This is a genomic window from Paenibacillus alkaliterrae, from assembly GCF_021532375.1.
Classification (GTDB): domain Bacteria; phylum Bacillota; class Bacilli; order Paenibacillales; family Paenibacillaceae; genus Pristimantibacillus; species Pristimantibacillus alkaliterrae.
This window is the reverse complement of the sequence record NZ_JAKGAP010000084.1, coordinates 1-24,892: the sequence shown is the minus strand read 5'-3', so window position 1 is coordinate 24,892 and position 24,892 is coordinate 1. Positions and strand designations below refer to the sequence as shown.

Below are 24,892 nucleotides of genomic sequence, written 5' to 3'. Positions count from 1 at the left end.
ACGATGGACACCCTTGCTCTTGGCTAGTGGTTGGCAACTACAAGCCCCCACAGTGGACTTTCACCACCTAGTTAATCGCCATGCGTGGCGCACACAGAAAAAAGCCCCGGAAACCCGGAGCTTGGTTTAAGTCGTTTTAAATTAATCCCTATAGGTTGGCTGGACCAGCCAATAATTACAGTTTAACTACGTTAGCAGCTTGTGGGCCACGAGCGCCTTCTACGATATCGAATTCAACCGATTGGCCTTCTTCAAGCGTCTTGAAACCTTCGGTTTGGATTGCGGAGAAATGAACAAATACGTCGCCGCCTTGCTCAGTCTCGATAAATCCATAACCCTTCTCTGCGTTGAACCATTTCACTTTACCTTGCATCTGCAAACATTCCCTTCATCTTCAAATACTGTGAGGCATCTCAATGTATAACCCACAAATTGACTATAACACCCGCTTCACGGAATTGTCAAACAATTTGTTGTAAGCGAATTCATTCGAGGTGTGGTAAGGGATTAGGGATGGCGGTTTGTGTCGAATAAACGGTTAAAATATATGAATAAAGTCCCATCTGATTCGTGTGGATATAGTCTCAAGCTAAGATCGATCGTGTATTTCGAAGGATGGATTTCATGGAATCAGAGTCTAGCGGAATACTTCCTGCGACTTTGATTCTACGCTTCCTAACATCTAAGCTTTTTAACTGATCCGTAAGGACATACCCGGTAATGGGTAATCCTTCAGGCAGCGCAACTTCAAAAGCGTAGTCCTTTGAGTGACTGGTAATTGGACATACAAACGCAAATCCGGTTAAATCATTAAAAGCTGCTTCTGACAGTACAATAGCAGGACGACGACCTGCTTGTTCCCTCCCTGCCTGTGGATCGAAATCCAGCCAGATCAGATCGCCGCGTGTTGGAATAGTCAAATCTTCTCGTCTCCTTCAATGCCTAAATCTATTTCTTCATGGCGCGGAGATTCAGGTTTGATTTTGGAAAGCAGCATTTTCATATGATCGCGCAATTCCTCTGTTGTCTCTGACGGTTTCGCCAGCGGACGAAGTAATATTTCATTATTAGACGTAACCATGATTTGCAGCTCGGCCCCTTCTTCCAAATTCAATCGCTTTAGTAATTGACTAGGTATGCGAACGGCGCTGCTATTCCCCCATTTACTTAGAGTTGCAGTCGACATAAGGATCAGATCCTCTCCATTTATATAACCCAAGTATATATCACCTCACCACCATTGTATATACATATGATATACAAGTGACAGGTTTATGATACCACCAAATTATCGCATTAAAAAAAAAGCCGCCCAAAGGGCGGTGCGAATTTGCAAATTAAACCGGCATAGGATAGTTCTCCATTATTTCATCCATGAGCTATGCCTGATACTGCTGATGAACTATTAACTAATTTATTAGCTTGAATCCAGGTTTCCTTCATTTCAACCAAGTAACCTAAAACTTCTTGAATAGGTTCTATCGATTTTTTCATATTTGCTTCAATTAGCCGATAATTAAAATACTCATAAAGCTTAAGCAATTGTTCTGCTACAGAGGAGCTCCGATCTATCGTAATAATGAATTCGCTAATAATGTTTTGAACTTTAATTAAATTAGTATTGACGATTTGCAGTTCATTATTATTTATAGCTTCAATCGCTAACCTGGAAAAGCGAATAGCACCGTCGCAAAGCATAATCAGCAACTGTGCAGGTGTGGCCGTTTGAATCGTGGTCTCGAGGTATTTATTTCGTTGCACTTGAGATTGTATCATTGATGTCCCCCCTACTTGATTATTTCTTTTTGTCAAAAAAAACGCCATATGGAGAATACGAGTTAACATATCCTCCATAATGCTGATTGGCAGCTTTACTTTTCCGCACATTGGTTAGTTGGGTTTCTGACGCCTTTTTCTTCCGATCCATTATTGGAACAATCTTCTGATCCGCTTCATAGGTAGGTTGAAGATAAATTTTTTTTTGAGCTTCTGTTAATGAGACCCCTTCTGCAAACAGTCCTGATAGCTGATCCATTACCTCTTGTCTTTTATCCAGGAGCTCTATCCATTTCTCCGGTTCATTTTCTTCAGCAAAAACTATCTTCTCTAAGGAAAGCGTTAGCGTAAGTAAGTCGTTTAGCAAAGAATCTAGAGAGGTAATATTCATGATTAATCGCTCCCCATTATTCTTATCTTGCTCCTCCAAATTGATTTGCTAACCAACCACTCTGGGAGTTGGCCTTACTCATTGCCATTTCCATTGCGGTAAATTGTTTCCAGTAGCGGTCTTCTATGTCTTGCAGACGGGTTTTCCACTTACTTATGTCAGTATCAATTCTCTTTAGATCTTTGCCGATCGTGCTATTGTCTACGAAACTAAGAGAGCTTCCTGCTTTAACGGTAAGCTTACTCATGGAAGCGTTAAGTTGGTCATACAAACGCACAGCTAATCCGCTCTCGTTATATTTCGTAGCAGCATCTGCCGAGGTACTCGCTTTCGTAAAGAGATCCATTACTTTGCTTCCATTTACAGAAATGGCCTCACGCAGCTTCGTTTCATTTATATTGAGCTTTCCTTTTTCCGAATATACGCCCGTTGTAATCCCAATTTCACTAAGCGTATCAAAATTAGAGTCTATACCAGCAGCCGTTACCTTAGTCGAAAGAGCTCGGCGCATTTCTGTTAATGCATTAGAAAGCAAGGCATCTTGGCGCAACAAACCGCTCTTTGCTTTCTTTTCCCATTGTTCAATTTGCTTTTCAGATAAAGATTCTTTTTCCTCATCTAATAGAGGCTTATAGTCCTTGTATTTGGCTTCACTTACTTTAACGTTTATCTTATCAATAATCTCGTTGTATTTATCTACAAAGCCTTTAATGGAGTTGAAGACTGCATTCTCGTCAGGCTTTACATTTACTCTTGTCGTTCCAATACTTTTCATATTAAATTCAACACCATCGAAAGTGAAGGCAGAACTATTGACGGAATAAGAAATGCCGTTTATTTTAACGGTTCCTTGTATGACGTTACTCGACAATTGAAATCCAGATTCTGTAGTGAATGTCTCTGACGTATTATTAACCGTACCAACAGATAAGTTAAGTTTATTACTAGCTCCAAAGTCAGCACCAACGAGACCAATCGAAACAGCCGAACTTGCACCAGCAGCCGTTGTTGTAAACGTAATGGATTTATCATCTTGAAGATAGCTGGCAGTAACTCCTGTAGTAGATGAAACAGCATTGACTTTCGTTATTACACTGTTAATGGTATCGGTTGCTGTTACATTAATGGTTGTCGTACCTATCTTAAAATCAAATGCCTCTCCAATCGCGGTAGACCCATCTGCCAGGCTATTGGTAAACTTCACAGACGCCGCCTTTGCCGGCACAGAAAGAGCTGTTATCTCCACATTATATGTAGATAAGCTTGGAGTCCCTTTTTGTTTAGCCGAAACGACCGCTTCACTATCAGAGGATACAGCCTTCTTTAAGTAGGTGCCTTGCATTTTCATGTCAAAGGTTTTATTCTTTAAATCTAGTAAGAGAGCGTTCATCTCCCTATACTGATCTCGTCTCCACTCCTCAGTTTGCTTTTTCTGGAAAAGTTTGTTTAATGGTGCTTTCCGGGCCTTCATTAAATCCTTGACTATTGTTTCTGTATCAAGCCCTGAGACTAAGCCACCTAAACGAATTGAACTTACCATATTACCTCCACCTACCTCTTCTCATCTATTAGAAGACCGATCATACTTTTCATTTCGGCAACCATGTCTAACATTTTTTTAGAAGGGACTTCCCGTATAACTTTCTGTGTCCGGTCATCAACCACTTGAACATAGTATTCATTCAATCTATCATGCAGGACGAAGCTAAGATGTGTATTGCTGGATTGCATTAATTTATTTAGACCTTCAATTGATTTCTTTAACTCCTGTCTTTCAATTTCCTTACTAGGTAAATTCTCTGCATGTTCTGCTGGCACACCCCCTTTAATTTCCACCGTATCCCCTATCACCTTAACCGTTCCTAAAGACAAACGATCAGGATATGATTGAGGGATACCACCCACTGGGCTAATAGAAGATATATCCATATAACCGCCTCCAGTTTACATCTATTACTAATACTATCGGATAGAAATGCAATATAATTTAGCTTAATTGGAGAAGAAATTGATAATTTCAAAAAGTTGAAGTTTCCCCCTTCAAAATTTTTAACGGATTTCCTTCTTAAGCGGTCGGGGCATAAGAAAAGAGACCTTAGATAATCTAAGGTCTCTTTTCTTATGCTTGTGAAGACTATATCCTCACTCATCTTCTAGCAGTGGCAATTGAATGAGTTAAAAAATATCCTTAAATGTTAAAGGAGTACCCCTCGTTATATCTTGTTTGGCGTTATTACCCAGTAACTCATCATAATATTTAGGTTCCAAACCATAACCTGGCCGGATAATTTTAATATTATCCTTAGTAAATATTTCCCCAATCTTAATATCTTTTGCCACATAAATCGACCTTCTATACTTTAGAGAGGCCTTTTCTTTTTCAGTTGGACCGTATGTTATTTTTCCAAGCGCTTGCCACGCCCGTTCTGTTTCAACGACTAGGTTTTCCATTTCCTGTGGCTCCATTGAAAATGCCGAATCGACTCCGCCGTCCAGTCTGGATAGCGTAAAATGCTTTTCAATAACAGTGGCTCCCAGGGCGACGCTGCCAACTGCAACACCGGTCCCGAGTGTATGATCCGACAATCCAACTTGGCAATTAAACAAATCCTTCATATGCGGGATCGTGGAGATGTTGGTATTTTCCGGGTTTGCCGGGTACGTACTTGTACATTTTAGTAAAATCAGATCTTTGCAGCCAGCTTCACGCGCAGCTCGGACAGTTTCGTCCAGTTCAGCTACGGTTGCCATACCAGTAGAAATAATCATTGGTTTACCCGTTGACGCTACCTTCTTAATTAAAGGAATATCATTATTTTCAAACGAAGCGATTTTATACATTGGAACACGGAGCTCCTCAAGAAAATCAACTGCCGTTTCATCAAAAGGTGTGCTAAATGGAACCATGCCTAGCTCTATACAACGGTCAAAAATAGGCTTATGCCATTCCCAAGGAGTATATGCTTCCTGGTACAGCTTATATAAGGTATTCCCTTGCCATAAGCTTTCCTTATCTTCAATTCTGAATTCCGGGTTCTCGATGTCCAGTGTCATTGTATCTGCCGTGTAGGTTTGAATCTTTAAAGCATGTGCTCCCGCTTTTGCGGCCGCCTCTACAATATTTAATGCACGTTCTAATGACTGATTATGGTTTCCCGACATCTCTGCAATAATAAACGGACGATGTTTAATCCCGATCCGTCTTCCTTCTACAATAATTTCATTCATACCATCATTCCTTTGATTATTGTTTCGATTGAGTGTTTCTTTACTCTCCATTGCTGATAAAAAAGAGCCATTAGAATAACATCGAGATATTCATCATTCTTTCGTACATGTTCCTTAAGAATTCCTTCCTCCTGGAATCCCAATTTCCGGTGAAAATATATACTTTTTTCATTATGACTGATAATTTCAGCGCATACTTTTCGTACCTGTACTTGTTCGAAAATAAACTGTAAAGCCAGAAACCCCAAAATTGTACCTGATCCCTTGGGAGCTCCTTTTTCTCCGATATAAAATCCCCATGAACATTTTTCGTTTTTGTAATCAATCTCAGTAAAATTAACTACACCCAATAATCTATCATCTAGAGCAAAAACCTTCACCAATGTTCGGTCATTTTGCTTCAGTTTATTAAACCATTTTTGATGCTGCTCAAGTGTGATGACTTCATCGTGATACATAACATTACGAATATGCTCTTGATTTCTCCAATTAAGAACAAGCTCCAGGTTTGATTCATCCAAATCAATTAAGCGCGCACATTCAAATATCATTACTATTTTCCTCCAGTATCATTTGAACAACACGCGACTGGTCTACATCCTTATGACTCACTAATTTCCCGGACATCTCGGCTAGCTTTTTGACAACATTCGGATTCTCTATCAGCTCTTCCAGCTTCAGCTTAATATCATTAGCCTCAACATCAATACTTGTCCCTAAAAGAATAGTTGCTCCAAATTTGCTCACCGCTTTTGTTAACTCAAGTTGGTTATCGGCTACTACGATGGTCATTGAAGGCACTCCGAGATAGCACCGTTCCCATGTCGTCGTACCACCGGCACCGATCACAAGGTCTGCTTGATTGATCATTTCAGCTATATTGGAAACTTGACAATAAAAACAAAAATGATCATATTGTAAGCAATAATGCTCAATACGCTCTTTGTTTGGATTCGAAGACCCCACAAGAACATTCACGCGAAGATCTTGCTTAGTAATAAAAGATAAGGCTTCTATAGCTTTATGTGTTTCGTTCGTCGGGTCCGTTCCCCCAAAGAAAACAAGGATATTCTGTATCTCTCCAGTACGATTCCGCTTTTTCCGAGATGCCTCTTTAAATTCATCCCTTAATAAAACATAAGCAGGACCTAACATCAGCTTGCATGTAGAAGGCACCAAATCATGATATCGTTCAGATAAGTTAGAATAATAGTTTTGATCAAGAAGGAGATTACAATAGTGCTTTCTATTTGCCAGATCATCAATAATCATAACTCGTTTAGTATGTGAATACATTTCCCATTCCCATTTTTCATCAATGCCATAATGGTCTGCAATAAGAACATCAATTTGATCATTGAAACTTTTGAGTACATTTTGAGTTTCCTCCGCATCTTGTTTCCAATTATGCTGCAGCCACTCAAAAAACTCCGAGTCTGCTTCATATGGTAGAGCATAGACAGTAAAACCACCGCTCCGGATGTAATTAATCAGATCACCTTTCAAGTGCCTGCATATAAATGAAACCTCAGCTTTATGTCTTCGCAACTCGTTAGCCAAGGTTAAACATCTCATCACATGGCCGGTTCCAATAGTAATGGAAGCGTCCACTCTTATGAATACGTTCACGTATATCACACATCCTATATTTTCTTCTGCTCAATATGAGCATTAATTTCCGACCATTCAGGATGATTTTTTAAAACTTTGAGAACATCTTCGAATGTAAAATGAGGGGCCGTCAAATATAATTCGGTGATCACTTTTTGAATCAATTGAAAATCTTCCGGCGTGTCTACTGTCCAACGGTGTTGACTTTCATTTGTTTGATAATGAATACTTGCTAAGCGAAACTGTTCAGGATGACGATATAAATAAGCCGTTACATGTTCACGATCTGCAGGTTCAACTGCATGAGCATTTGCCATTTTCAATGCTTCCAAAGACATGACTTCAGTATCCATGCCTCTTGGATAGGTTCTTGTTAAGGTGTTAGAAACATAGTCTATGTGACTCTGGTTTTCTAAAAAATAGTATACAATTTTGTCGATTACATACGGATCAATAAGCGGACAGTCAGATGTTAAACGTACAACCGCATCTATATGAAATGTTAAAGCTGTCTCATAGTAGCGCCTGAGAACATCTTCTTCCGAACCGCGGTAAAAAGGAATCTCAAGCTGCTGACAAAGCTCAACAATTGGATTGTCACTTTCCTTCGTGGTCGTTGCGATAATAATTTGGTCGATTGATTTCGCCCGTTTAATGCGTTCAATCTGGTATTCTAACAACGTTTTGCCCAGAATTTTTTTCAAAACTTTTCCCGGTAATCTAGTTGAATTCATACGAGCTTGTATTATAGCTGCAACTTTCATATTACTCACCTGTTTACTATGACATCTTATAAGTGTTTACTGTATTTCTAACCACTGTTATTACGTCATAAACGTCTTGTTCACTCATTCCAGGAAACAGCGGTAACGTAATAATTTCTTTATATAATTGTTCTGCATTTGGACAAAGACCTTCCCCATACCCTAATTGCCGGTAAAAGGGATGTAAATGAACGGGAATATAATGAACATTGACACCGATGTTTTGTTTTTGCAGCTCTTCATAAATTTCTTTTCGATTCACTTTTAATTTTTCTAATCTTAATCGAATAATATATAAGTGCCAACTGGATACTCCATCTTCCTTTTGATATGGCAATATGACCTCTTCCATATCTTTAAACGCGGCATTATACAGATCGACATATTTGCTCCGTAAATTAACAAACATCTCCAACTTCATGAGTTGGCTAGCGCCTAATGCCGCCTGGATATCTGTCATCCGATAATTATAGCCAAGAAACTGCATCTCATAATACCAAGGCCCATGGTGCTCCTTAGTTTTGTCTGGATCACGCGTAATCCCATGGGAGCGGAACTTAAGCAGTTTCTCATAGTATTCTTTATTATTCGTCGTGATCATGCCGCCTTCACCGGAGGTTATATGTTTTACCGGGTGAAAACTAAACATTGTCATATCACTAATGGATCCTACTTTTTTACCTTTATAGGTTGCCCCCAGTGCATGGGCTGCATCCTCAATAACGACAAGGTTATGCTTTTTAGCCATTTCTAATATTTTATCTAAATCAACGGGCTGCCCTGTGAAATCAACAGGAATAATAGCTTTTGTCTTCGCTGTGATCTTTGCTTCAATTATCTGCGGATCAATATTATATGTTTTATCATCTATATCAGCAAAAATGGGAATTCCGCCTTGATACAACACACAATTCGCACTTGCTGCAAATGTCATTGATGTGGTAATTACCTCATCACCAACCCCAATATTAGCAGCAAAGCACGCAGCATGAAGAGCGGCTGTTCCATTTGCAAAAGCGACAGCGTATGTAGATCCTACATATGCAGCGGCCGCCTTTTCAAATTCGCTTACCGCTGGACCCGTTGTGAGGTAATCCCCTTTTAATACATTGATTACCGCCTGTATATCTTCCTCATCAATCCATTGTTTTCCATAAGGCAAGTATGTATCTCTTACTAGTTTGACAGTCATGGTTTCATCTCCCTAAGTGATTAAAGCTCTTCGACTAGAGCTCTCAGCTCTTCAACCGTCAACCATTCCGTATTCGTATCACTCGTATACTTGAAGCCATCTTCTACTGGTTCGCCATCTTTGGTATAGTCTTCAAACCACCAAGGAAATTCTGGCTGGATAACATAATAACTATCGAAATCAATGGTTTTACGTGCGTCGTCTTCTGTAATCATGGCCTCATGCAGCTTTTCACCCGGGCGAATACCGACGACCTCAACTTTGCATTCAGGTGCAATGGCCCTGGCTAAGTCAACCACGTTCATACTAGGGATTTTTGGAACAAATATTTCTCCGCCATGCATTCTCTCCAGGCTATCTAAAACAAACTGCACTCCTTGAGTTAGGGTGATCCAAAACCTGGTCATACGTTCATCTGTAATCGGCAGCTTACCCGTTGCTTTTATTTTCTTAAAGAAAGGAACAACACTCCCTCTGCTCCCGACAACATTGCCATATCTGACAACTGAAAAACGAGTATCTTTCTCGCCTACATATGAATTCGCAGCTACAAAGAGTTTATCTGATGCCAGTTTGGTTGCACCATATAAATTTACGGGGCTCGCTGCTTTATCTGTGCTGAGTGCAATGACACGTTGAACACCGCAGTCTATCGCTGCCTCGATAATATTTTGCGCACCGTGAATGTTTGTTTTAACAGCTTCAAATGGGTTATACTCACACGCACCCACATGCTTAAGCGCTGCAGCATGAATAACAACGTCAACTCCATCAAATGCTCGATACAACCGCTCTTTATCACGTACATCACCGATAAAAAAACGCATACGCGGGTCTGTAAACTCCTGTGCCATTTCATATTGCTTTAATTCATCCCTACTGAAAACGATTACTTTCTTTACGTCTTGCTCAAGTACTTTTTCAATAAATTTATGTCCGAATGAACCTGTTCCGCCTGTCACCAAAATCACTTTTCCCGTGAGATCAAATGCCATGATGCAACACCCTTTCTGATCAACCTATTTGATGTTTATTGAACCGTGCTGTAAAATTCCTTCAAACTAAGATGTTGCCAGTTTTTTATAAATGCTCCGCCTTCAGTGCAATTATATAAATTCAGATGTGCTGCATGTTCTGCGTATCTTTCCAACCATTTTTTATAAATGACTAAATTTTTAGAACTGGCAATCTGTTTGACCTGATAGTAATCCAATACCTCTACTAAACCCGGTTCTTGTTGAGTCAATCTTTGAAAAGGTGTACCGCTAGCGTGACTAAGCCCATTTGTGAATGCCAAATCTTGGCCGACCAAACCCACTGTCGAAGCACCGAGATAAATCATTAAGTCGAGAAGCGTGGTAGAAACGGAGCCTCCCGTTTTTATTAACGGTTCTTTTCGTAATGCTGCCATATATTCTGCCTTATCGTATCCATCTTGCAAAACAACATATCTTGCTCCACCATGAAGCACAATGGTTTCGTTATAGGCCGTACTCAAATAGAAAAGCGGCGTAGAAGTCAGATCTACCTTTTGCAGCTGTGGGAGAGTTCCCTCGTTTGGGTCGGTAATCATGACAAAATCAGGTGTAATTCCATGTCTTATGAGCGGTTTGACCGCGGTGCCTACAGAACCTAGGATCACTTTTCCATCATCTTTTATCTCTTTCAATAGCGGCAGCTGTTTATCCAATGATGGCCCGGCAGAAATGAGCAGCATTGGTTTGTTTTCATAATAATTTTTCCAATCCTTTATACCTGGATCATCTAAAGTTATATTTTTGTCAAAATTTCTCTCCATGCTTTCAGACTGGTTTAAAAAGGACTTTTTTTGAATTTGGATACTAGATAAATATTCTTTTGCTTCTGTGTATTCTTCCGGGAAGATATCAAGTGCTTGTTTGTAAATAAGAATATTATTGGAGCGTAAATTGGCGAAGATACTTTCCCTTTTATTATCGGTAAGAGCAGCAATATCGTAAAGTTCAATATTTGGTAATTTCTCTATCCTGTTATAGAATGGACTGTTTTTAAACCAATTGTAGTATTGGCTATTAAATTCCAATACAGTAATGATTGCGTCATTCGCAACACGTGATAAAGCTTCAATATGATATCCGGCAGCCAACCCTATTATGATTAACGGTTTACCCGAATCGGCCAGTTTTAAAGCGTTTCTCACCCAATCTTGCGCTTCCTTGATGGGATCGTATTTGCTATGGAAAATGATTTTCTTATTATAAGAGAGTATTTCAACCGTGGGCACTGTTCTCGTATCCATGATCTTTATTTCCAATTTGCATTCATCCCTCTGTGATTGTGAGAATCTCATTTAAAATAGGAGAAAATTCATATTCTAGAATATCGGCTACAAGAACAAGGTCTTCATTGTTAATTCCATCATTGATTTCGGTTAAACAAGAATTTATCAAATCCATATTCACATGAAAATATATGGTTTGTTTATTAATCAACATAACAGCTTCAAGCACCCACTCCAGACCTTTAGAATAGGCCGGAAATAATTCAAATGCCTTAATAGAGTTCTCTTCACGGCAATATTGTATTAGTTTATGATGGGCCTCAATCAGTTTCGGCAGATAGGCCTCTATACTCTCAAAAGTTTCTGTGACTAAGCTATTCATGCACACCACTCTTTTCATTCTCGAAATTAGAAACTTTCAAATAATCCGGATAATGAATCTCTTTGAAAATTATGCTTTCATTCCTATTTGTTTCGATTGCGTTTACTTTCATAAATTCAAATCCTGTTTCTAACACTTTCATTACTTTTAGACAATACGTATTAATGGTTTCCAATAATTTTAGATGAATGTCAAGATTACACTGAATCGTCTCGAGCGTATATTCTGACCCTAATTTATTAATTTCCCTGACAGCTAATGTGATCGGGTATTGAAAGAACATGGTTAGGTCAGGTTGTTTAGCCAAATTCTTCACGATTTTATTTTCAGTATAATCTAATGCATCATATACAAAGTCTAACTCTTCATCCGTATTTAAGCCTATTTTCATTATATTTTGCGATTGATTATTGAGCTCCTTACTTTTGAGGCTTCTCAACCGTAATAAATAATATTTCTTAGACCATCGAATAATCTTTGATAAGGAATTGTGATACGCCCTCGGCATGTCATTACTTTCCACATCAATGGAATCTACTAATCCCCTAAAGTTTGGAAGGTCGTCCACACAATAGGTATCAATTACTTCTCGCAACGTCATGATTTTCGTTCCTTCTATATATGCCCCTCCCTCTGTGGCATCAATGCAATCAATATTAAGAAAAGCAATATATTTTTCATAGACTTGTTTAAAAAGTTTCCATACAACAGTGGTTGGGATATCCTCGCCATAGATATCCTTTACAAACAAGTTGACTTCTTGAACATTAACTTTTTCTTTCACAGAAGCTTCGCTGGTATGGGATACTCCTTCTCGGGAATAAGCCAAATCTTGTCCGACCAAAATAATCGGACTAGCGCCTAAAGCAGTAGCTATTCCTAAAAGCTGATGAGCTACACTGCTGCCTGAGAAAACAGTGCCTTTATCATTAACCATCTCATTAAAGTATCCGGCTATGGGTTCGCTTTTAAATAAACTCAACGTCTTATTGCTAAAGCATTTCATAATTTCCGGCCGTACAACTGCAGGAGCCACCAACACCGTTTCATCCGGCATTTTTTTATCTTTATAGAACGCCTCATACGTTAATAAAATCCGTTCAACCGAGCTGACTACATCCGGAACGATCCCGTGTTTCTTTAACGATTCCATAGAGCCATCACAAGCTAGCAGCAGCGCTTTTCCTTTTGCCTCTTTTAGTAAATGAATATTTTTATCTAGAGAAGGACCCGAGGCAATGATAATCGCCGGTTTATTTTTATAAACATCGTTATATTTTTCTCTGAATTGTTTAAATCCGGGGTTTTTTATCACATGAGGGAGATTATATAGGTGATTTTCAATCCCATCAATGGTGTCATCCAAATCATTTCCCACTCCAAATTCAAGCATATTTCTTAAATCAGCTAAATAAGCTATCGTCTTTCTGGAAAATTTCATGTACGACAAATCATAAATAGGAAGAAGTACGGTTTGAATCTCATATATATTTAAAAACAAATTCTCGACTATATTCGAAACTTCTTTTAATTCAGCTTCTTCACCATCTACTAACGCAAAATAAATTTTACCATCTTCAATAAAATCAGAGAAATCCTGGTGCCACAATAAAGTCTTGAGAATCATTTCATCATTTTCTATCGCAAGAAGCGTGGATTTTTCATTTAAATGATTGCAAATTTGTTTCAGGTGATACCCCATCCCCACCCCAATAGCCGCGATCAGGGAGCGATTAATCGTATAGTCTATATGTTTGGTCAGTTCTTCTGCTTCTTTCATTGGATTATAGAAGCTGTTGTAAAGGATATAATTATCCCTATTGCTTTTTCTCACTTTTAATACTTTACTATCTTCCTCATTTCCTTCGAATACCACACAACGCTCTTGGCCTTCTAATTCTACCGCTTCAAGAGCATTAACTAAGCTAATGTGGTTTATCTTCAGCAATGCTTTGATATTATGATCATAGATCTCCTGACTCATGTAAACCACCTTCTTTTGCTAAAATGCGATCAACTGCTACAGCAAATTCATATTCTAGTAAATCACATAAAAAAATGATATCTTGGTTAGCAATAGCTGCTTCAATTAACTCAATACAAGAATTAATCAAGTGGATATCATCTTCTTTTAAATCAACCTCATTAGTCACCCCATTTATTATACTCGGTATATATTCCATTCTTAAGTATGATGTCATTTCATCCCATTTCAAAGTACGAAGATTAGCAATAATTTCGTTTAGGGTCAAGTTCATCAAATCACTCCTTTATATATAGAAAAGTATGGCCTGCTCAAAGCTGGCCATACTTTTAGTCAGAGCTAAATCTATGCAATTAACGAAGTAACTGCAGTACTCCTTGCGGCTGTTGATTGGCTTGTGCCAACATAGCCTGTGCTGCTTGTGCCAAGATACTGTTTTTCGTTTGGGTCATCATTTCTTTAGCCATGTCTACGTCACGCACACGGGATTCAGCTGCCGTGAGGTTTTCAGAAGCATTGTCCAAATTAGAAATAGTGTACTCCAAACGATTCTGAATAGCACCCAACTTCGAACGCTCAGACGAAACATTCGTTATTGCAGTGTTTACTTTTGTAATAAGAGCATCTGCTACCGAACGTCCCGCAGAAATATTAAGGGCGCCCGCAGAAATATTAATTCTAGCTGCTGTTGCTCTCATATTAGCAAACGTAGCACTGATCGTTTGACCGGCATTTGCACCAACGTGGAACCTCACTGAAGGTGCAGCAGATCCGATCAATTTCTGAGTGTTGAACTCCGTGTTGTTAGCAATACGTGTAATTTCACTGTGTAGAGCAGTCAACTCATCTTTAATCGCTACACGATCAGCAGTTACGTTTGTATTATTTGAAGCTTGAACAGCAAGTTCACGCATACGCTGAAGAATCAAGTGAGTTTCATTCATTGCTCCTTCAACGGTTTGCAGCATGGAAATACCATCTTGGGCATTGCGGGAAGCTTGGTCCAAACCACGAATTTGTCCACGCATTTTTTCGGAAATGGCAAGACCTGCTGCATCGTCTCCAGCACGGTTGATACGAAGACCTGAAGATAATTTTTCCATTGATTTTGATTGTGCATTTGAAGCGCCATTCAACTGACGGTGAGTGTTAAGTGCTGCAATGTTATGATTAATACGCATTGATATTTCCTCCTTGAAATGTTCGAGTATCCGCATCCTTGCGGAAGCTTACGGGTTAGGTCGGCCGCCCTAACTTCCGTGCTACTATATATATCGGCTGTTCATTTCATATGTTTATAGTTCTTTTTAAAAAAATGGTTATTTTTTAAATAATTTTGATACTTCATCAATTGCTGTTGGATTGGTTGCTGCTGCTCGATTTTCCTCTTGAATCGCCATGTAAATTTCTTTCCGGTATATATCCACTTCCCTTGGCGCCCTGATGCCTAATTTGACAGTATCGCCCTCAACGCCAAGCACGACAATTTCAATATTGCCGCCGATCATGATGGATTCATTACTTTTGCGGGATAGAACTAGCATTGAATTCCCTCCTTAGGCTCGGATTAGCGGGGCGCGCGAGCTGAAATGGTTGTCGTGAAGGATAAGCTGCTTCCCTATTTTTTTATTTATATTGAGAACTAGCGGGGCCATCAGATTGATGGTCGCTTGCAAAGGCTCTGAAGGGATCGTAATAATTGACCATATCTCTACATCCGCTTCAGAATGAATACAAAGTTCTTGCTTTGAAGATTCCGATAATTCCCACTCATATTCCGGATATATGAAGAAGGGACTGACTATTAGAAGTGAGATTTCTTCATCCTCAACGGATTTCATAAGCCTCATCGGCAGCTCTCCTTCGACCTCATAGAACGCAAACTGATGTAAATGCTCGAAGCCAGGAATGCCATATTCAAAATGATACACGTTTGATTCGATGCTCAAAATAAAACCTCCTCATAATATAACCCCGTTCTCAAAAATAAAACTATAGACCACGTATACCTGATAGGCTACACAGATGGTCTATAGTCTGATTTCACTGGAATTCCACTATTACATAAGCTCGTCAAATTGTGGCGGCATGATTTCTACCTTTGGGTATTGGCTCATATAGATATCAAGTTTTCCGCGTTCATAATGATGGATAGGTCGATTTACTTCCACATTCATATTGATTCGGCCTGGTGTCGTTTCGATCGAAAGCTCACCCGGCGTGTAGTTGATATCGACGTTATCGTAAGAAGCCTCGCCGCGGAAATCAAATTCAGGGTACGTGCGCTGCCAATCGCCGGCCATATCTGCAATTGGATTGCCACCCAAATGAATTTCCGCCATACGATTCCCTTGTTCTACAATTCGAGCAAGCCCACGGAGCGCCATATCGGATGCCATGGAATAAATTTTGCTCATTGTTTCTAAATTTCCACCGAGCGCTAAAGCATCCCAAGCACGGTCTTGATTAATTTCAAGATGAGCTCTTGAAGTAGTAAAATGCTGCACGGGACGAATTTGTTCCATCTCTACTGTAGCTTGAGGCTGTTCTAAATGCTGTTTCCCGATATCTGCATCAATAGAGAGTAAAGCGTGCTGCTGCCGAATTTGGATTTGAGGAATTTGCATTCCGCTCTCCCCTATCTTAAGAAGTCAACTAAACTCGGACGAATCAACTGCGCGCCAACTGACAACGATGCTTGGTAGACATTCTCTTCCATCTTCATATTGGTAATAACCTCTGCCATATCTGCATCTTCCGTTTTGGATTGAAGCGTCTGGAGATTAATATCGATATCATTTAATCGGTTCTGGATGAGCTCGATACGGTTCATCCTCGCCCCGATTTCTGAGCGCTTCGTTAACATCGTGTTCATACGGGTGTCAACCTGTCCAATCAGATTGGATATTCCTTCCTGATCCCCAGCAGCTAATAAATCATGGGCACGGCGCAGCAATTGAAACACGTTATCACTCGTTGTATCCGCATCATTAGCTACAGGACCACCGAAAACCTCATTCCCGGTTATGTTAACAGCCATACTCATCCCCGCTGAGAGTTCATATTTAATCACTCCAGTATCCGAAGCTACATGGTATGCCTTATAAACGGGCGGATTGCCAAGCGGATCTGCCGCATCCTCGAGAGTCAAAGCAGGATATGGCTTTCCTCCCGTATTTTCGCCATTAAACACCTGCTTGCCATTAAATTGAGTGTTGCCAATCTCAACCATCTGGCTGTATAGCTGAGATATTTCAGTTTTGATAGCATCCAAGCTTGTTTGATCTACAGTTCCGTTTGCTCCTTGCACCAACAGCTCTCTTGTACGCTGCATCACATCGCCAGCTTGGCCAATCGTCGTCTCCGTATATTGCAGAAACGATAGTGCTGCGTCAACATTTTCTGTATATTGATCATTTGCATCCAACTCACTTCTATATCGAAGCGCAAAGGTAATGCCGATTGGATCATCGGATGGCTTGTTGATAATTTTACCCGTAGAGAGCTGATTTTGCAGAGTGTTCATCCGACCTAAGTTATTGGTTAAATTACGCATTAACTGCGTATTCAGCATTGACTGTGTAACGCGTAAGGACATATTTATTCACCTCCATAGATTGAGATTTATAGGCCAACTCGGCCCATTCCGTTAATAACTCTATCTAATATTTCATCAATCATCGTCATATTTCGTGCGGCTGCATTGTAGGCATGCTGGTATTTAATCATATTGGACATTTCTTCATCAAGGGACACCCCGCTGACCGATTGTCTGCGGGAGTTGACCTGCTCCACGATGATTTGTTGATTAGCTTGCATACGAGTAGCTTCAGCTGCTTGTACGCCGAGTTGGCCGACAACGGAGCGGAAATAGGCGTCTATCGTGTTCTTGTTCTCGCCTGCGCCGGGATCAAAATCAAAGCGAGTGTCTCTCATTTGCGAGAACAATACAGCTAAGGAGTTGTTGCCGCTGATCACGGTTTCCGATCCATCCGCATTAATCGTAACGCGCATCGAGCTTGCAATCAGGTTTGAATTAGCCACAATAGCAGGATTTAAAGTAATGTTGCCAGCAGTTAAACTGGCAGTCCCACCCGTACTGTCCGTAAAAAATGGCAAGCCTGCTTCGTCACCCGCAAGGTTATAACCAAGCTGATGAAGTCCGTTTAAGCCGTTTACGGTAACGGCGGTATCTTCGGTCAATGTCCGGTTCGCCCCTGTGTAGGCAACACCGTTTAACACTGTCCCTTCTGGTAGCACGGAGCCTTTCGGAAGCGTAACCTCGAATTGTCCGCTGGCCATCGTTTGAACCATTTTGTCTAGTTCGCTTATGTAACCTTCGACGAAATGATCCCTGGAATGAATCGTACCGTATATAGCTCCGCTATTCAGATTACCCGATGCAAATGCTGCGGAAACGGCTGTCATATCTATTGCAGTTCCAATCTCTCCTTGAACCAGCTGAGTTCCGCCCATTGTAATTCTGTATCCGTTTGCTTGATCCTCTACTCGGATATTAACCAATCCTGACAGCTGATCCGTGAGCAAATCTCGCTGATCCCTCAGATCGTTGGCGCTGTCACCGAGTCCTTCTACCCTGCGAATCTCGCCGTTTAATTGAGCGATGCTTGTCGTTAGGGAATTAACTGTGTTGAGATTAATCTCTACATTTTCCGTCAAGTCTGCCTTTAAATCACTTAATTGCTTAGCTGTATAGTTAAAAGCATCCACCATCGCCATCGTCTGTTCCATTACGACCTTGCGTCCGTCCGCATTTTCGGGGTTTTTGCTTAGGTCGGACCAGGAATTCCAGAAGTTCGAGATAACCGTTCTTAGTCCCGTATCGCTTGGCTCGTTCACGATTCCCTCAAGCTTAGAGAGGGTGTCCAATTGAACAGAAAAATTGCCGTGCGACTTGTATTCGTTGCGGAACTGATTGTCGAGAAACTTTTCTCTAACGCGAGTAATCGAGGTGGCTTCGACGCCTGTGCCAAGCTGGCCGGCCGCAACCGATTTGGAGTAGCCTACCGCGTCTATCGGTCTCGAGGCTGTCATGTCGACCACTTGCCTGGAATAGCCGGCCGTGTTGGCGTTTGCAATGTTGTGCCCTGTTGTATTTAATGCCGATTGAGTCGTGAACAAGCTACGCCGCGCCGTTTCTAACCCATGAAATGTGGATGCCATGATCAATGCCCTCTCTTCTTACGTTCTCATATTGAATCGGCCGTTCCGATTATTGGCCATGCCCTGTACAGCGCGATGGTAAGTTACGTCTTCTTCCTCCGGGCCAAGCAGCAGATCCTGCGTAAAATGCAAGTATTCCAGCGTCATTTTCACCAATTGTTGATTAAACTCGTTGATATCCTGGAGCTCGGCGATAACTGCGCCCAGCTCCTTCCACATCTTCTGCAGCTGCTGCTTCTCGTCCGCATGGAACACGGCTTGGATGAGCTTCTCCATCTTGAAAGAGCGCTGCGCGCCAGAAACCTTCTGTGACAGCATATACTTCCCAACGAGAAAAGCACGCCGCTGCTCCAGCTCCAATATCCGTTCCAGGCACTTCTTCTCTTTGCTTGAAATGTAGGATAGAGTCTCCACGCTGTTCTTCGTGATGGCTTCCGTCTTTGCCTTACCGTACTCAATAAGCTGACGATGCTCGTCTGCAAGCTCTTGAAGAACGACTAACACTTGCTGAATGTGTTCATTCATAAGAGGATTACTCCTTCAAGTAAGGAAGCAGCTTCTCAGCGATCTTGCCGGCTTCCACATAATATGTGCCAGATGCTACAGAACGCTTGAGCTGCTCGATCTGCTTGCTTCTCTCCGGATCTTGCGCCTGGCTTGTTGTCAGCATCTCTTTCGCGGCTGCCGAAATTTGAACCTCGTCCTTTTGGCGGGCTTTGTTCACTCCGCTTACCCGCGCTTCGTTTTGCTTCTGGTAGTGATGATGTGCGCCGATCCGATTCGTCTCATTTATTTTCATTTTTATCCACCTCAATTAATTAGCCGAACTAAAAAAGCCGATTACCTTTACAAGTATTATCGGCTTCGGTCAAGTGAAATTTTATAGGCATGGAATTATTAGTGTTTTTTCATTTATTTGCCCTTGTATTTATCCATTCCTTTATAAGCTCCTGATGAGAATTGGGAACGATTAAGCGTATCCTTCTGTGCCAAGTCCTGAAGCATTTTCTTTTTGTCCTTCTCCAGTCGAATGCGGCATGTATCGCATATATGATTTTCACGAATAAGCGTACCGCATGACTCGCACGGATACGACAGATTAGGAGCATTCACCATAGAGATCCGGCCTTCGCGGATGAACTTCGTAATTTGCTTGATAGAGACTCCCGTTGCATCTGACAGCTCCGTTATAATGGAACCTTTGAACTCACGCAAATAGTTTGCGCAAAGCTCGTACTCCTTATCAATATCACGCATGCACGACGGGCATACATCTCTAAAGTTTTTTGCAAAAAGCTTCCCGCAGCGAGGACAATTATCCAGGTTCATCGCTCTCAGCCCCCTTTGTTTGTCAAAACTAACCGTTCTATTCTTCTCATTTTAATCGAAAGCTTTACTTTTTTCACTATTAATTAACAATAATCGCATTCCCTGTGTTCCCGTTCAAATCGTAGTACATAGAATACATCGTCTTCCTGAAATCCAACACAACGATATTGGAGCTTGTACAAGCAAACAAAACCCGTTGCTAAGTGCAACGGGTTTTAAGACTCTTTATCTATGAAACGCTTCTGCCAAGCGTTCTTTAATGAATTTACTATTCTTACTGCGCGCTTCCCGTTGTTCCTTAATCACTTGAGAAATACTTTTGACTGAAGGTGCAAACAAGAGTGCATCTTTGGGTTGAGAACCTACAGCTTCTTTTACAACACCATTTAATGACACATAAACTTTTGTTTTCATGGTTGCAATCCTCCTATCAGTTTTCGAACAAGGTCAATGACCATTGCATTTTTATCTATTATAACACTTTGCACATACTCTTTGAAAGCGATAAATTTGTCCGTATCCCAGTCCGAACCACACGGAAAATGAAACGTCATTACTTGGAGAGGCAGACGTAAGCAAAGGTAAAATGTACGATTCGCTTCTTTGAAGAAAATTTGATTTTCATTTTCGGATAAGTTTTTATAAGTCAAAGCAACATAAGAATCCCGGTTATCCAATCTATAAAACGGTTCACCGCCAGTAGCTGATCCTGACCTCTCTTTTAACACCAATCTGTCGTTTTGAAACTCATATAATGTCACAGCATTACAGTCACTGAAGGTTCCTATCGTTTCTTGTGTGTAACCATAATCGTGAATAACAGTACCGGCAGTTAAACCTTTCTGGAATATCTCCAGTAAAATCTTTAGGTCATGAAATCCACTAATTTTCACATGAGGGATAACTGCTGTAAAAATGTCATGAAATTTATCATACCGATCTAGTTGTTCTTCATTAGCCTCTAGTGTTTCCTTTGCCGGCAATAAAGTTACGCCCCGACGAAGCAAATCACTGAAATATTCTTTCCAATTAGGTGCTACAGCAAGATTTAACGTCTCAAAGTATAACCCGCGCTTAACAATGTCATCTATAAAAAACCAGATATAAGGATCCACATTTGAAGTAAGTTCACTAGCCTCCAGTGCGATTATCATTTCCGCAGCTGATGGAAAGCTTTGTGTTTCTTCTTTATGGTTTTCTATGTACTCATTAATAAGTCGCTTAGCTTTAGCAAAGTACTCGTCTTTTATGCTTTTTTCAACAAACACCAAGATGGTCTTTCGCTTATTGAACGCTTCGATAAATTCCATATGTGTAATCGTTCGTTGTGGAGCTTCATAGAAAGTGCCTGACTTTTCGGAAATAAAAAGGAGAAATATATCCGATTCTCTCACCGTATTAATGCATTTTTGAGCTGGATCAACAGATGAGTCCCAGGCACCAAAATTCCGTTCGAACATCATTGGTTGATGACCTAATTCATTTAGCAAATCGAAAATAGTATTACGAAGAGGTTGTAATTTATCTTGTGCCACCGAACTAATGAAAAATTTTGCTTTTGTAAACAAAAGATTACCACATCCCCATATGAATGATGTTTCCTCAAATATACCATATAACTGTGATGGACGACGAGAACGGGTTATTTAGATCAATCCTCATCATTAAGTACATATCTCTTATCAAATAATACTCTTTAAGAACGGGACCAAGTCAGCACATAGATGTCGAGCGGAACCGTCGCATGTTTATGTAAGGTGTGCGAACAAGCTTCGGCCGTGCTTCCTGTCGTGTAAATATCATCGATCAGAAGCACTCGAGGCGCTTGCGAAATAGTACGAATAGAGCTGGATTGGACCATTGTACGGTTTTGAAGCTCATGCAGATCGGCAGGATTCACGTTAAAAAGCTGTCTAGTATCGCGCAGTCTTTCGGACCGCGTCTTGAAGCTTTGCTTCTCAGTATGGCGATCCCGGACGAGCAAACGCATAAGCGGCAAACCGTAGCGGTTCGCAAGACGGGCCGCGAGCTGCTCCGCTTGGTTAAAGCCGCGATCCATCGCTCGCTCCTCGCTGATCGGCACGTAAGTTATAGCATCCCATTGATCGGAAAATGTTTGTTTCTTCGCACTGCGGATGTCCGTCTTCGTACGATAAAGCGAAGCTATTTCGGCGCTTAACGCCTCGAACGCCGGAACCAGCATGTCTCCTAGCAACGGGGCAAGCGCTTCGTTGCCCCGATATTTATATTGGGCGAGCACGCCTCGCATCATAGGATCATATTGAACCGCGCTGCGGTTGCATATGAAGGAGGGATGCGGGTGGCGCGCGCAATCGTCGCAGTGAATGCCGCGCCCGCATTTGGAACATTGAATGCGGGAGATCCACGGTATTGCGGAGAGGCACGCTCCGCAAACGGATTGTCGAAGCTGAGGCGGCAGCTTCGAATGGTTTTGGCCGGCCGCGCTGCGAGCGGCTTGCTGCGGTTTGCCGCATAGCAGGCATACGGCAGACCTCGGAGCGAGCAACTGCGCGGAGGTGGTGAAGGCGGATAGGAGCCGCCGCAGCCATGATTCTGGCGAGCTGCTCATGGCGTTGAGCCTCCTTTGCTTGTCGGGAGCAGGAAGCCCTGCTTCCGTGCCATCCGATTCATCGTCCGGATATGCTTCACGGCCGATACTTGCGAATGATTTCGCTCGCGGCTGCAAAAGTAAACTCGCCCGTACGGATCATCAGCGGAACGCCCTGCCCGACCAGCCATTTGCACCAAAGAGGCCTCGTCAAACAAGCGGCCATCCGCATCCAAAATATAAACGTCGCTTTTCGGAATCGTGACGCCCCGCTCTAATATCGTAGTCGTAACCAGTACTCGAATGTTCCTAGCACGAAAACGCTGCACTTTATCTGCCCGTTCGGCATCCTGCGAGGAGGTTGCCGCTACTGCAGCATGCTGAAGTGCGGCTCGAAGCAAAGCTGCCATGGGCTCGGTCTGAGCAATTTGCTGTACGAAGACGAACAGCTGTGCATCCCGAAGCAGCGATTGCCGCATAGCAGCCAGCAGCTTTGCGGGGAGCTTCCGCTGCTGAAGCATTTGCTTCACAGCAGGTGTTTGCAGCAGCATTGGCACAGGAAGCGGATGCCGATGATAACGGACGGGCACCCTGGCATGAGGCAGCTTACCGCGCCTCGCAGCGCGCTGAAGCTCGCTTGGAGGCGTTGCGGACAACAGCAGCCGGGCAGCGCCGGGTGCGCAGCTTTTATCCGCGGCATAATGAAGGATTTTATCGCCGTGATAGGGAAATGCATCGATTTCGTCCACGATGACGAGATCGAACCCTTGATAAAAGCGCAACAGTTGATGCGTAGTCGATAAGGTGATATCGCCGCTTTCCCAGCGCTGTTCGCTGCCCCCGTACAAAGTAACGACCGCTGCTTGCGGGAATGCTTTCCGTATCCGCGGGTCAAGCTCTATGACAACATCGCGGCGCGGAGTAGCGATGAGCGCCCTGCCTCCGCGCAACAGAACCGATTCCACAAGCGGAAAAATCATTTCCGTTTTCCCCGCTCCCGTAACCGCCCACAACAGAAAATTACGTATAGGCGCAGCCTTGTCGACGACGGATACATTCCTCGCCTGCTCCGATGAATTCTTTTCAACGAATTGCAGAGCCTCCCTAGCGGCTGCCGTTTGAGCGGGGCTCAGCTTCCACCCTGCGAGCCTCTGCTCCACGGGCATTAGCTTGCCGCTTACTTGCTCCGCTCCCGCCCCCCAGCCCCGCTGCCCTATAACCAGCAGCTCACATTCCCGGCTTCGCCCCATCCCAATGCACGCGGCGCAATACGCGCACACCCGCCCGCACGCCGCGCATGCCGTGCGGCGCATAAACGCCTCGCCGCTCCCGCAGCGCAGACACCTGCGCTCGCGCCTGCGGCGCCCCCGGGCGTCCGCCCGCCCGCCATATCCGGCGGCGACCGATCCGCTCAGGCGTACCCGCCCGAGCAGCGCCGCAAGCTGGAGCACTCCGCTCCAGCTTGCGGCGGCCCCGGGCCCGCCCGCGCCAAAGAGCAGGGCGTGCGCTTCGCCGCGCAGCAGCGCACGTCCCTTCATGGCAACCGCGGCAAGCTTCGCCCCTGCCGCAAGCTCCCCCAATTCCGCATCACTATACGCTCGCTCCACCGCTCCCCTACGCTCGCCGCCTTCCTCCGCTCGCCTCGCTCCCCCACGCTCGCCGCTTACCTCCGCGTCGCTATCCGCTCGCACCGCTCCCCCGCAGCTATCGCCCGCCCGCTCCCACCTCTCAGCCATCTCCAGCAAACGGCCTTCCTTATCCTCCCCTTGACGCTTGCGCCAGCTGACAAACCGTCTCACCCAGCCAGCGGGTTTTTCCCTCTTCCCTTCCTTCACCTCCCGCTTTACTTTCTCCACACACTCAGCCAGCGCCCTCAGCGCCTCCGACTCCCCCCTTACTCCCATCCCGCTCTCCGCCCAAATCTCCGCCGCCAGGCAAGCATCCCCAAGCGGCAATTCCTCCTTCCACAGCCAGCCCGTACCAGCAACGCTCTCATTCAGCCTCCCCGCACCGCCAAACCTGCCATCCATCCAAAACCGCTTGTCCACCGCCGGCTGAATCGTCACCCCGGCTTGCCACCGACCGCCTGCCTCTACCGCATACACAAACGCTCTCATTCCTTCAACTCCTCCCACTATAAAGTAATGTTTTCTCCTGATTTCTCGCTCATTCTCAATATTTCAACTTTGACTGATTAAGAGGTTCAGGTGGAGAATGTAGTC

Annotated in this window: 30 protein-coding genes; all 30 read right to left on the bottom strand. The window is 42.9% G+C overall.

Features of this window, described 5'->3' with window-relative positions:
• Positions 1-175: 175 nt before the first annotated feature.
• The 30 genes from L1N85_RS23950 to L1N85_RS23805 all read right to left on the bottom strand — a co-directional run bounded on the left by L1N85_RS23950 (position 176) and on the right by L1N85_RS23805 (position 24,787).
• The gene (locus L1N85_RS23950; RefSeq protein ID WP_028608231.1) at positions 176-373 is read right to left on the bottom strand and encodes a cold-shock protein; all 198 of its coding nucleotides are present in this window, start codon (positions 371-373) and stop codon (positions 176-178) included.
• A 211-nt stretch (positions 374-584) separates the two neighbouring features.
• Positions 585-920 (bottom strand): type II toxin-antitoxin system PemK/MazF family toxin, encoded by a 336-nt coding sequence (locus L1N85_RS23945; RefSeq protein ID WP_235241553.1) that lies wholly within the window; start codon positions 918-920, stop codon positions 585-587.
• Positions 917-1,186 (bottom strand): AbrB/MazE/SpoVT family DNA-binding domain-containing protein, encoded by a 270-nt coding sequence (locus L1N85_RS23940; RefSeq protein WP_235241552.1) that lies wholly within the window; start codon positions 1,184-1,186, stop codon positions 917-919. Before L1N85_RS23940 ends, L1N85_RS23945 begins: the two co-directional genes overlap by 4 nt.
• A gap of 182 nt (positions 1,187-1,368) precedes the next feature.
• Positions 1,369-1,776, bottom strand: coding sequence for a flagellar export chaperone FliS (gene fliS / locus L1N85_RS23935; protein ID WP_235241551.1), 408 nt, complete (start codon positions 1,774-1,776; stop codon positions 1,369-1,371).
• Positions 1,777-1,795: 19 nt separating this feature from the next.
• A complete protein-coding gene (locus L1N85_RS23930) occupies positions 1,796-2,167 on the bottom strand; it encodes a hypothetical protein (protein ID WP_235241550.1) in 372 nt (123 codons plus the stop codon).
• A 22-nt stretch (positions 2,168-2,189) separates the two neighbouring features.
• Complete coding sequence (gene fliD / locus L1N85_RS23925) at positions 2,190-3,707, bottom strand: flagellar filament capping protein FliD (protein WP_235241549.1); 1,518 nt, start codon at positions 3,705-3,707, stop codon at positions 2,190-2,192.
• A gap of 11 nt (positions 3,708-3,718) precedes the next feature.
• Positions 3,719-4,096 carry a flagellar protein FlaG gene (flaG, locus tag L1N85_RS23920; protein ID WP_235241548.1) on the bottom strand — a complete coding sequence of 126 codons (378 nt, stop codon included), beginning with the start codon at positions 4,094-4,096 and terminating at the stop codon, positions 3,719-3,721.
• Between the two features lie 246 nt (positions 4,097-4,342).
• Entirely contained in the window at positions 4,343-5,395 is a 1,053-nt protein-coding gene (gene pseI, locus L1N85_RS23915) for a pseudaminic acid synthase (RefSeq protein WP_235241547.1), read from the bottom strand.
• Positions 5,392-5,946: a UDP-4-amino-4,6-dideoxy-N-acetyl-beta-L-altrosamine N-acetyltransferase gene (gene pseH, locus L1N85_RS23910; RefSeq protein ID WP_235241546.1), complete on the bottom strand. Its 555-nt coding sequence runs from the start codon at positions 5,944-5,946 to the stop codon at positions 5,392-5,394. Before pseH ends, pseI begins: the two co-directional genes overlap by 4 nt.
• Positions 5,936-7,024 carry a UDP-2,4-diacetamido-2,4,6-trideoxy-beta-L-altropyranose hydrolase gene (gene pseG / locus L1N85_RS23905; RefSeq protein ID WP_235241545.1) on the bottom strand — a complete coding sequence of 363 codons (1,089 nt, stop codon included), beginning with the start codon at positions 7,022-7,024 and terminating at the stop codon, positions 5,936-5,938. The genes pseH and pseG overlap by 11 nt, the downstream gene beginning before the upstream one ends.
• A 14-nt stretch (positions 7,025-7,038) precedes the next feature.
• Positions 7,039-7,770, bottom strand: coding sequence for a glycosyltransferase family protein (locus L1N85_RS23900; protein ID WP_235241544.1), 732 nt, complete (start codon positions 7,768-7,770; stop codon positions 7,039-7,041).
• A gap of 16 nt (positions 7,771-7,786) precedes the next feature.
• Entirely contained in the window at positions 7,787-8,962 is a 1,176-nt protein-coding gene (gene pseC, locus L1N85_RS23895; RefSeq protein WP_235241543.1) for a UDP-4-amino-4,6-dideoxy-N-acetyl-beta-L-altrosamine transaminase, read from the bottom strand.
• Positions 8,963-8,982: 20 nt separating this feature from the next.
• Positions 8,983-9,957 (bottom strand): UDP-N-acetylglucosamine 4,6-dehydratase (inverting), encoded by a 975-nt coding sequence (gene pseB / locus L1N85_RS23890; RefSeq protein WP_235241542.1) that lies wholly within the window; start codon positions 9,955-9,957, stop codon positions 8,983-8,985.
• A gap of 35 nt (positions 9,958-9,992) precedes the next feature.
• Positions 9,993-11,240 (bottom strand): motility associated factor glycosyltransferase family protein, encoded by a 1,248-nt coding sequence (locus L1N85_RS23885; RefSeq protein ID WP_235241541.1) that lies wholly within the window; start codon positions 11,238-11,240, stop codon positions 9,993-9,995.
• Positions 11,241-11,262: 22 nt separating this feature from the next.
• Positions 11,263-11,604, bottom strand: a complete 342-nt coding sequence (locus L1N85_RS23880) for a hypothetical protein (RefSeq protein WP_235241540.1) — start codon at positions 11,602-11,604, stop codon at positions 11,263-11,265.
• Positions 11,597-13,588 carry a motility associated factor glycosyltransferase family protein gene (locus tag L1N85_RS23875; RefSeq protein ID WP_235241539.1) on the bottom strand — a complete coding sequence of 664 codons (1,992 nt, stop codon included), beginning with the start codon at positions 13,586-13,588 and terminating at the stop codon, positions 11,597-11,599. The genes L1N85_RS23880 and L1N85_RS23875 overlap by 8 nt, the downstream gene beginning before the upstream one ends.
• Positions 13,569-13,862 (bottom strand): hypothetical protein, encoded by a 294-nt coding sequence (locus tag L1N85_RS23870; RefSeq protein WP_235241538.1) that lies wholly within the window; start codon positions 13,860-13,862, stop codon positions 13,569-13,571. Before L1N85_RS23870 ends, L1N85_RS23875 begins: the two co-directional genes overlap by 20 nt.
• A 79-nt stretch (positions 13,863-13,941) precedes the next feature.
• Entirely contained in the window at positions 13,942-14,769 is an 828-nt protein-coding gene (locus L1N85_RS23865; RefSeq protein ID WP_235241537.1) for a flagellin N-terminal helical domain-containing protein, read from the bottom strand.
• 138 nt (positions 14,770-14,907) lie between these two features.
• Entirely contained in the window at positions 14,908-15,132 is a 225-nt protein-coding gene (csrA, locus tag L1N85_RS23860) for a carbon storage regulator CsrA (RefSeq protein ID WP_235241536.1), read from the bottom strand.
• A 12-nt stretch (positions 15,133-15,144) separates the two neighbouring features.
• Complete coding sequence (gene fliW, locus L1N85_RS23855) at positions 15,145-15,537, bottom strand: flagellar assembly protein FliW (RefSeq protein WP_235241535.1); 393 nt, start codon at positions 15,535-15,537, stop codon at positions 15,145-15,147.
• A 111-nt stretch (positions 15,538-15,648) separates the two neighbouring features.
• A complete protein-coding gene (locus L1N85_RS23850) occupies positions 15,649-16,215 on the bottom strand; it encodes a DUF6470 family protein (protein ID WP_235241534.1) in 567 nt (188 codons plus the stop codon).
• An 11-nt stretch (positions 16,216-16,226) separates the two neighbouring features.
• Positions 16,227-17,186: a flagellar hook-associated protein FlgL gene (flgL, locus tag L1N85_RS23845; protein WP_235241533.1), complete on the bottom strand. Its 960-nt coding sequence runs from the start codon at positions 17,184-17,186 to the stop codon at positions 16,227-16,229.
• 26 nt (positions 17,187-17,212) lie between these two features.
• The gene (gene flgK, locus L1N85_RS23840; RefSeq protein ID WP_235241532.1) at positions 17,213-18,772 is read right to left on the bottom strand and encodes a flagellar hook-associated protein FlgK; all 1,560 of its coding nucleotides are present in this window, start codon (positions 18,770-18,772) and stop codon (positions 17,213-17,215) included.
• An 18-nt stretch (positions 18,773-18,790) separates the two neighbouring features.
• Complete coding sequence (locus tag L1N85_RS23835; protein ID WP_235241531.1) at positions 18,791-19,297, bottom strand: flagellar protein FlgN; 507 nt, start codon at positions 19,295-19,297, stop codon at positions 18,791-18,793.
• Between the two features lie 7 nt (positions 19,298-19,304).
• Positions 19,305-19,571 carry a flagellar biosynthesis anti-sigma factor FlgM gene (flgM, locus tag L1N85_RS23830; RefSeq protein WP_235241530.1) on the bottom strand — a complete coding sequence of 89 codons (267 nt, stop codon included), beginning with the start codon at positions 19,569-19,571 and terminating at the stop codon, positions 19,305-19,307.
• 113 nt (positions 19,572-19,684) lie between these two features.
• A complete protein-coding gene (locus tag L1N85_RS23825; RefSeq protein ID WP_235241529.1) occupies positions 19,685-20,101 on the bottom strand; it encodes a TIGR03826 family flagellar region protein in 417 nt (138 codons plus the stop codon).
• A gap of 225 nt (positions 20,102-20,326) precedes the next feature.
• Positions 20,327-20,515, bottom strand: a complete 189-nt coding sequence (locus tag L1N85_RS23820) for a hypothetical protein (RefSeq protein ID WP_235241528.1) — start codon at positions 20,513-20,515, stop codon at positions 20,327-20,329.
• Positions 20,512-21,669 carry a DUF4062 domain-containing protein gene (locus L1N85_RS23815; protein ID WP_235241527.1) on the bottom strand — a complete coding sequence of 386 codons (1,158 nt, stop codon included), beginning with the start codon at positions 21,667-21,669 and terminating at the stop codon, positions 20,512-20,514. Before L1N85_RS23815 ends, L1N85_RS23820 begins: the two co-directional genes overlap by 4 nt.
• 128 nt (positions 21,670-21,797) lie before the next feature.
• A complete protein-coding gene (locus L1N85_RS23810) occupies positions 21,798-22,691 on the bottom strand; it encodes a ComF family protein (RefSeq protein ID WP_235241526.1) in 894 nt (297 codons plus the stop codon).
• Positions 22,688-24,787, bottom strand: coding sequence for a DEAD/DEAH box helicase (locus L1N85_RS23805; protein WP_235241525.1), 2,100 nt, complete (start codon positions 24,785-24,787; stop codon positions 22,688-22,690). The genes L1N85_RS23810 and L1N85_RS23805 overlap by 4 nt, the downstream gene beginning before the upstream one ends.
• Positions 24,788-24,892: the final 105 nt, after the last annotated feature.

What these genes read in the sequence shown, in the direction of transcription:
- L1N85_RS23930 (WP_235241550.1), bottom strand. Translation starts at nt 2,167, where the DNA reads ATGAATATTACCTCTCTAGATTCTTTGCTAAACGACTTACTTACGCTA.
- L1N85_RS23885 (WP_235241541.1), bottom strand. Translation starts at nt 11,240, where the DNA reads ATGGATACGAGAACAGTGCCCACGGTTGAAATACTCTCTTATAATAAG.
- flgM (WP_235241530.1), bottom strand. Translation starts at nt 19,571, where the DNA reads ATGAAAATAAATGAGACGAATCGGATCGGCGCACATCATCACTACCAG.
- fliD (WP_235241549.1), bottom strand. Translation starts at nt 3,707, where the DNA reads ATGGTAAGTTCAATTCGTTTAGGTGGCTTAGTCTCAGGGCTTGATACA.
- L1N85_RS23810 (WP_235241526.1), bottom strand. Translation starts at nt 22,691, where the DNA reads ATGAGCAGCTCGCCAGAATCATGGCTGCGGCGGCTCCTATCCGCCTTC.
- L1N85_RS23805 (WP_235241525.1), bottom strand. Translation starts at nt 24,787, where the DNA reads ATGAGAGCGTTTGTGTATGCGGTAGAGGCAGGCGGTCGGTGGCAAGCC.
- L1N85_RS23820 (WP_235241528.1), bottom strand. Translation starts at nt 20,515, where the DNA reads ATGAAAACAAAAGTTTATGTGTCATTAAATGGTGTTGTAAAAGAAGCT.
- pseB (WP_235241542.1), bottom strand. Translation starts at nt 9,957, where the DNA reads ATGGCATTTGATCTCACGGGAAAAGTGATTTTGGTGACAGGCGGAACA.
- L1N85_RS23880 (WP_235241540.1), bottom strand. Translation starts at nt 11,604, where the DNA reads ATGAATAGCTTAGTCACAGAAACTTTTGAGAGTATAGAGGCCTATCTG.
- L1N85_RS23825 (WP_235241529.1), bottom strand. Translation starts at nt 20,101, where the DNA reads ATGAACCTGGATAATTGTCCTCGCTGCGGGAAGCTTTTTGCAAAAAAC.
- csrA (WP_235241536.1), bottom strand. Translation starts at nt 15,132, where the DNA reads ATGCTAGTTCTATCCCGCAAAAGTAATGAATCCATCATGATCGGCGGC.
- L1N85_RS23875 (WP_235241539.1), bottom strand. Translation starts at nt 13,588, where the DNA reads ATGAGTCAGGAGATCTATGATCATAATATCAAAGCATTGCTGAAGATA.
- L1N85_RS23870 (WP_235241538.1), bottom strand. Translation starts at nt 13,862, where the DNA reads ATGAACTTGACCCTAAACGAAATTATTGCTAATCTTCGTACTTTGAAA.
- L1N85_RS23940 (WP_235241552.1), bottom strand. Translation starts at nt 1,186, where the DNA reads ATGTCGACTGCAACTCTAAGTAAATGGGGGAATAGCAGCGCCGTTCGC.
- L1N85_RS23950 (WP_028608231.1), bottom strand. Translation starts at nt 373, where the DNA reads ATGCAAGGTAAAGTGAAATGGTTCAACGCAGAGAAGGGTTATGGATTT.
- L1N85_RS23865 (WP_235241537.1), bottom strand. Translation starts at nt 14,769, where the DNA reads ATGCGTATTAATCATAACATTGCAGCACTTAACACTCACCGTCAGTTG.
- flaG (WP_235241548.1), bottom strand. Translation starts at nt 4,096, where the DNA reads ATGGATATATCTTCTATTAGCCCAGTGGGTGGTATCCCTCAATCATAT.
- L1N85_RS23850 (WP_235241534.1), bottom strand. Translation starts at nt 16,215, where the DNA reads ATGCAAATTCCTCAAATCCAAATTCGGCAGCAGCACGCTTTACTCTCT.
- flgK (WP_235241532.1), bottom strand. Translation starts at nt 18,772, where the DNA reads ATGGCATCCACATTTCATGGGTTAGAAACGGCGCGGCGTAGCTTGTTC.
- pseC (WP_235241543.1), bottom strand. Translation starts at nt 8,962, where the DNA reads ATGACTGTCAAACTAGTAAGAGATACATACTTGCCTTATGGAAAACAA.
- flgL (WP_235241533.1), bottom strand. Translation starts at nt 17,186, where the DNA reads ATGTCCTTACGCGTTACACAGTCAATGCTGAATACGCAGTTAATGCGT.
- pseI (WP_235241547.1), bottom strand. Translation starts at nt 5,395, where the DNA reads ATGAATGAAATTATTGTAGAAGGAAGACGGATCGGGATTAAACATCGT.
- L1N85_RS23900 (WP_235241544.1), bottom strand. Translation starts at nt 7,770, where the DNA reads ATGAAAGTTGCAGCTATAATACAAGCTCGTATGAATTCAACTAGATTA.
- L1N85_RS23835 (WP_235241531.1), bottom strand. Translation starts at nt 19,297, where the DNA reads ATGAATGAACACATTCAGCAAGTGTTAGTCGTTCTTCAAGAGCTTGCA.
- fliS (WP_235241551.1), bottom strand. Translation starts at nt 1,776, where the DNA reads ATGATACAATCTCAAGTGCAACGAAATAAATACCTCGAGACCACGATT.
- pseH (WP_235241546.1), bottom strand. Translation starts at nt 5,946, where the DNA reads ATGATATTTGAATGTGCGCGCTTAATTGATTTGGATGAATCAAACCTG.